Origin of the sequence: Streptomyces sp. 13-12-16 (genome assembly GCF_002114215.1) — a bacterium.
Classification (GTDB): domain Bacteria; phylum Actinomycetota; class Actinomycetes; order Streptomycetales; family Streptomycetaceae; genus Streptomyces.
In genome coordinates this window covers 1,031-6,641 of sequence record NZ_NCTE01000730.1, presented here as the reverse complement: position 1 = coordinate 6,641, position 5,611 = coordinate 1,031, and the positions used below count along the sequence as shown (strand labels likewise).

Annotated in this window: 5 protein-coding genes; all 5 read right to left on the bottom strand. The window is 72.7% G+C overall.

Going from position 1 to position 5,611, the window contains the following annotated elements:
* Window positions 1-145: XdhC family protein (locus B7767_RS27385; protein ID WP_143652655.1), on the bottom strand; the 145-nt coding region annotated here is incomplete at its 3' end.
* Between the two features lie 50 nt (window positions 146-195).
* On the bottom strand, window positions 196-1,653 hold the full coding sequence (locus B7767_RS27380; protein ID WP_085574517.1) for an NCS2 family permease: 1,458 nt from the start codon (window positions 1,651-1,653) through the stop codon (window positions 196-198).
* 253 nt (window positions 1,654-1,906) lie between these two features.
* Window positions 1,907-4,291 (bottom strand): xanthine dehydrogenase family protein molybdopterin-binding subunit, encoded by a 2,385-nt coding sequence (locus B7767_RS27375; protein WP_085574516.1) that lies wholly within the window; start codon window positions 4,289-4,291, stop codon window positions 1,907-1,909.
* Window positions 4,292-4,293: 2 nt separating this feature from the next.
* Window positions 4,294-4,869 carry a (2Fe-2S)-binding protein gene (locus B7767_RS27370; protein ID WP_085574515.1) on the bottom strand — a complete coding sequence of 192 codons (576 nt, stop codon included), beginning with the start codon at window positions 4,867-4,869 and terminating at the stop codon, window positions 4,294-4,296.
* A partial coding sequence (locus B7767_RS27365) for a xanthine dehydrogenase family protein subunit M (protein WP_085574514.1) occupies window positions 4,869-5,611 on the bottom strand: 743 nt, incomplete at its 5' end. The genes B7767_RS27370 and B7767_RS27365, both read right to left, overlap by 1 nt.

Here is a 5,611-nt window from a genome sequence, read left to right as displayed (position 1 = left end):
AGCCGATCGCCGTGCCGCCGGCGTCCACCGCGAGCGCGGCTCCGGGCCGGCGGGGCGCGCTGCCGCCGACCGCCACCACGGTGGCCACCGCGAAGTCGCGGCCCTGCCCGACCCACCGGTCCAGTTCCTCGGCGATGTCCAGCATCTCTCGCTCTCCTCGGCTGTGGTTGCGTGACGGGTTCCCGCGGACGACGGCTAGCGCACGCCCAGCCAGCTCTCGATCGGGGCGAGGGCGAAGTAGACGACGAAGACCAGCGTCAGGCCCCACATGAAGGCCCCGGTCTCCCGCGCCCTGCCCTGGGCGGTCCTGACGGCGACGTACGAGATGACCCCGGCCGCGACCCCCGCCGTGATGGAGTACGTGAACGGCATGATCACCACCGTCAGGAACACCGGGATCGCGGTGGCGCGGTCGGCCCAGTCGACATGGCGGGCGTTCATCATCATCATCGCGCCGATCACCACCAGCGCGGCGGCGGCGACCTCGCCCGGCACGATCGCCGTCAGCGGGGTGAGGAACAGGCAGGCGGCGAAGAGGAGCCCGGTGACGACGGAGGACAGGCCGGTACGGGCCCCCTCGCCGACGCCGGTCGCCGACTCGACGAACACGGTCTGCCCGGAGGCGCCGGAGACACCGCCGATCGCGCCGCCGGCGCCGTCGACGAACAGCGCCCTGGACAGGCCCGGCATCCGGCCCTTGTCGTCGGCGAGCCCCGCCTCGGTGCCGACGCCGATGATCGTCGCCATCGCGTCGAAGAAGCCGGCGAGGACGAGCGTGAACACGATCATGCCGACCGTCATCGCACCGGCCTCTCCCCAGCCGCCGAACTCGACGTCCCCGAAGAGCGAGAAGTCGGGCATCGAGACCGCGCTGCCGTGCAGTTCGGGGGCGCCGCTCGCCCACTGCTCCGGGTCGACGACCCCGAACGCGTTGAGCGCGACGGCGAGCACGGTGCCGCCGACGACGCCGATCAGGATGGCGCCGGGGACGCCGCGCGCCTGGAGCATGAAGACGGCGAGGAGGGTGACGGCGAACAGGAGGACCGGCCAGCCGGCCAGTTCGCCCGCCGGACCGAGGACGACCGGGGTCGCCTCGCCCTGGTGCACGAAACCGGCCTTGTAGAAGCCGATCAGGGCGACGAACAGGCCGATGCCCATAGTGATCGCGTGCTTGAGCGCGAGCGGGATCGCGTTCATGATCATCTCGCGTAGGCCGGTGACCACGAGCAGCATGATGACCACGCCGTACATCACGCACATGCCCATGGCCTGCGGCCAGGTCATCACGGGCGCGACCTGCGAGGCGAGCACTCCGGAGACGGAGAGGCCGGCGGCGAGGGCGAGCGGCACCTTGCCGACGAAGCCCATCAGGAGCGTGGTGAGGGCGGCGGCGAGGGCGGTCGCCGTGATCAGGGCGGTGCGGGCGAGGGTGTGCCCGGCGGCGTCCTGGCCGGAGAGTACGAGGGGGTTGAGCAGGAGGATGTACGCCATCGCCATGAAGGTGGTGACGCCGCCGCGCACCTCGCGGGCGACGGTGGACCCTCTGTGGGTGATGTGGAAGTACCGGTCGAGCCGGGAACGGCCGGCGGGGACGCGGGTTCCCGCGCCCGCGTCGTCGGCGGTGGTCCTGGGCTGCACGGACGGGTGGGTCATGTGGGCCTGCTCCCAAGGTTCACGGGGACACCCGGACGCCGCCGCTCGGGGCGGGGCCGGGATCTGGGGAGGTGCACGACCCGGGGGACGGCCCGAGACGAACAAGGTGTACGGCGCCGGGGGCGACCGGGGTGGGGTCGCCCGTCCGGCGTCGGGGCGCCTCCCAGGTCCTTGCGGCACCGGGAGGCACGACTGCCCGCAGCGGCGGGTGGTGTCGCGGTGTGCCGCGCGACTGCCCGCAGCGGCGCGGGGGCTACGCGGTCCCGGTGAGGTGTTCCGGGCGTACCGGGGTCCTGTCGAGCTCCAGGCCCGTCGCGTCGCGGATCGCCGCGAGGACCGCCGGGGTCGAGGACAGGGTGGGGGCCTCGCCGACGCCCCGTAGGCCGTAGGGGGCGTGGTCGTCGGCGAGTTCCAGGACGTCGACGGGGATGGTCGGGGTGTCGAGGATGGTGGGGATGAGGTAGTCCGTGAAGGACGGGTTGCGCACCTTCGCGGTCCTCGGGTCGACGACGATCTCCTCCATGACCGCCACGCCCAGCCCCTGGGTGGTGCCGCCCTGGATCTGGCCGATGACGGACAGCGGGTTGAGCGCCTTGCCGACGTCCTGCGCGCAGGCCAGTTCGACGACCTTCACCAGGCCGAGTTCTGTGTCGACCTCGACGACGGCGCGGTGCGCGGCGAAGGAGTACTGGACGTGGCCGTTGCCCTGGCCGGTGCGCAGGTCGAAGGGTTCGGTCGGCCGGTGCCGCCACTCCTCCTCGACCTCGACGGCCTCGTCGCCGAGGACGTCCACCAGGTCGGCGAGCACCTCGCCGCCGTCGGTGACGACCTTGCCGCCCTCCAGCAGGAGTTCGGCGCTCGCCCAGGCCGGGTGGTACGACCCGAACCTGCGCCGGCCGAGTTCCAGCACCCGCTCGCGGACCAGCTCGCAGGCGTTCCTGACCGCACCGCCGGTGACGTACGTCTGCCTCGACGCGGACGTCGAACCGGCCGAGCCCACCCGGGTGTCGGCTGGGTGGATGGTCACCCGGCCGACGCCCAGCTCGGTGCGGGCGATCTGCGCGTGGACGGTGACACCGCCCTGGCCGACCTCCGCCATCGCGGTGTGCACGGTGGCGACCGGCTCCCCGCCGGCCACCTCCATCCGCACCCGGGCGGTGGAGTAGTCGTCGAAGCCCTCGGAGAAACCGACGTTCTTGATGCCGACCGCGTAGCCGACACCGCGTACGACGCCTTCGCCGTGCGTGGTGTTGGACAGACCGCCCGGCAGCTGGCGCACGTCGGCGCCCTCGCTGGACTCCCACTGGCGCTCCGGGGGCATGGGCATCGCCTTGACGCGGCGCAGGAGTTCGGCGACCGGCGCCGGGGAGTCGACGGGCTGCCCGGTGGGCATGAGCGTGCCCTGTTCCATGGCGTTGCGCTGCCGCAGCTCCACCGGGTCGATGCCGAGCCGCGCCGCCAGCTTGTCCATCTGCGCCTCGTACGCGAAGCACGCCTGGACCGCGCCGAAGCCGCGCATGGCGCCGCAGGGCGGGTTGTTGGTGTAGAGGGCGAGGGCCTCGATGTCGACGTCGTCGACGACGTACGGGCCGACGCCGAGCGAGGAGGCGTTGCCGACCACGGCCGGGGAGGCGGAGGCGTACGCGCCGCCGTCGAGGACGATGCGGCACTTGACGTGGGTCAGCTTGCCGTCCGCCGTGGCGCCGTGCTCGTAGAACAGCTTGGCCGGGTGGCGGTGGACGTGGCCGAAGAAGGACTCGAAGCGGTTGTAGACGATCTTGACGGGCTTGCCGGTGCGCAGGGCGAGCAGGCAGGCGTGGATCTGCATGGACAGGTCCTCGCGTCCGCCGAACGCGCCGCCGACGCCGGCCAGGGTCATCCGTACCCTGTCCTCGGGCAGTCCGAGGACGGGTGCGATCTGGCGCAGGTCGGAGTGGAGCCACTGGGTGGCGATGTAGAGGTGGACGCCGCCGTCCTCCTCGGGCACGGCGAGGCCGGACTCGGGGCCGAGGAAGGCCTGGTCCTGCATGCCGAAGGTGTACTCGCCCTCGACGATCACGTCGGCCCGCTCCCGGGCCGCCGCCACGTCGCCGCGGACGATCGGCTGACGGTGGACGATGTTGGGGTGCGGGACGTGGCCGATGTGGTGATCGTCGCGGTTCTCGTGGACCAGGACGGCGTCCGGGGCGGTCGCGGAGGCCTCGTCGGTGATCACCGGCAGCTCGCGGTACTCCACCTTGATCTTCGCGGCGGCGCGGCGGGCGGTCTCCGGGTGGTCGGCGGCGACGATCGCGACCGGTTCGCCGTGGTGGCGGACCTTGCCGTGCGCGAGGACGGGGGTGTCCTGGATCTCCAGACCGTAGTTCCTCACGTCGGTCGGCAGGTCGTCGTACGTCATCACGGCGTGGACGCCGGGGACGGCGAGGGCCTCGCTCGTGTCGATGGACACGATCTCGGCGTGGGCGACCGTGGAGCGCAGGATCTGCCCCCAGAGCATGTCCTCGTGCCACATGTCGGAGGAGTACGCGAACTCGCCGGTGACCTTGAGGGTGCCGTCCGGGCGGAGGGTGGACTCGCCGATGCCGCCCTTGGTGCCCGAGCCCTGCGTGATCTTGGTGGGAACACCGTTCGTCGGCATGCTCAGACCCCCTCGGCCCGGCGTGCGGCCGCCAGGCGGACCGCGTCCATGATCTTCTCGTAGCCGGTGCAGCGGCACAGGTTGCCCGACAGGGCCTCGCGGATGTCCGCGTCGGTCGGGTCGGGGTTGCGCTCCAGCATCTCGTCGGCGGCGACCAGCAGGCCCGGCGTGCAGAAGCCGCACTGGACGGCGCCGGCGTCGATGAACGCCTGCTGCACGGGCGAGAGTTCGGCGCCCTCGCCGGTCTGCGAGTCGGTGCCGTCAGCCTGCCACCCCTTGGCCTCGTCGAGGGAGGTGCCGCACGTGCCGCCGGCGCCGCGGGCACGCTGCCGGGCGTGGTCGGCCAGGCCCTCCACGGTGACGACCTCGCGGCCCTGCACCTGACCGGCGGCGACGAGGCAGGAGCACACGGGCACGCCGTCGAGCCGGACGGTGCACGACCCGCACTCGCCCTGCTCGCAGGCGTTCTTGGAACCGGGCAGGCCGAGCCGCTCGCGCAGCACGTACAGCAGGGACTCGCCCTCCCAGACGTCGTCGGCCTCCTGGGGGCGTCCGTTGACGGTGAAGTCGATGCGCATTACGCGGCTCCCTCCGTGAGGTGACGGGCGCCGCGGTACGACTCCCAGGTCCAGGTCAGGGTGCGGCGGGCCATGACGCCGACCGCGTGACGGCGGTAGCCCGCGGTGCCGCGCACGTCGTCGATCGGGTTGCAGGCGCCGGCGCACAGGTCGGCGAACCGCTTGGCGACGGAGGGGGTGATGATCTTCCCGTTGTCCCAGAAGCCGCCCTCCTCCAGCGCCGCGCTCAGGAACTCCTCGGCCGCCCGCGCCCGGACGGGCGTGGGTGCCGCCGAACCGATTCCCGTCCGCACCGTCCGCGTCCCGGGGTGCAGGGCCAGCCCGAAGGCGCACACGGCGATGACCATGGCGTTGCGGGTGCCGACCTTGGAGTACTGCTGGGGGCCGTCGGCCTTCTTGACGTGGACGGCGCGGATCAGCTCGTCGGGCGCCAGCGCGTTGCGCTTCACGCCGGTGTAGAACGCGTCGATGGGGATGCGGCGCGACCCGCGCACCGACTCGGCCTCGACCTCGGCGCCGGCGGCGAGCAGCGCCGGGTGGGCGTCGCCGGCCGGGGAGGCGGTGCCGAGGTTGCCGCCGACGCCGCCGCGGTTGCGGATCTGCGGGGAGGCGACCGTGTGGGAGGCGAGGGCGAGGCCCGGCAGCTCGGCGCGCAGGTGTTCCATGATCCTCGCATACGGGACGGAGGCGCCGAGCCGTACGCTGTCCTCGCCGACCTCCCACTCGTACAGGTCGCCGACGC

Bases quoted from the DNA above. Each gene is read 5' to 3' on its own strand.
- B7767_RS27370 (WP_085574515.1), bottom strand. From the start codon at position 4,869: ATGCGCATCGACTTCACCGTCAACGGACGCCCCCAGGAGGCCGACGAC.
- B7767_RS27380 (WP_085574517.1), bottom strand. From the start codon at position 1,653: ATGACCCACCCGTCCGTGCAGCCCAGGACCACCGCCGACGACGCGGGC.
- B7767_RS27375 (WP_085574516.1), bottom strand. From the start codon at position 4,291: ATGCCGACGAACGGTGTTCCCACCAAGATCACGCAGGGCTCGGGCACC.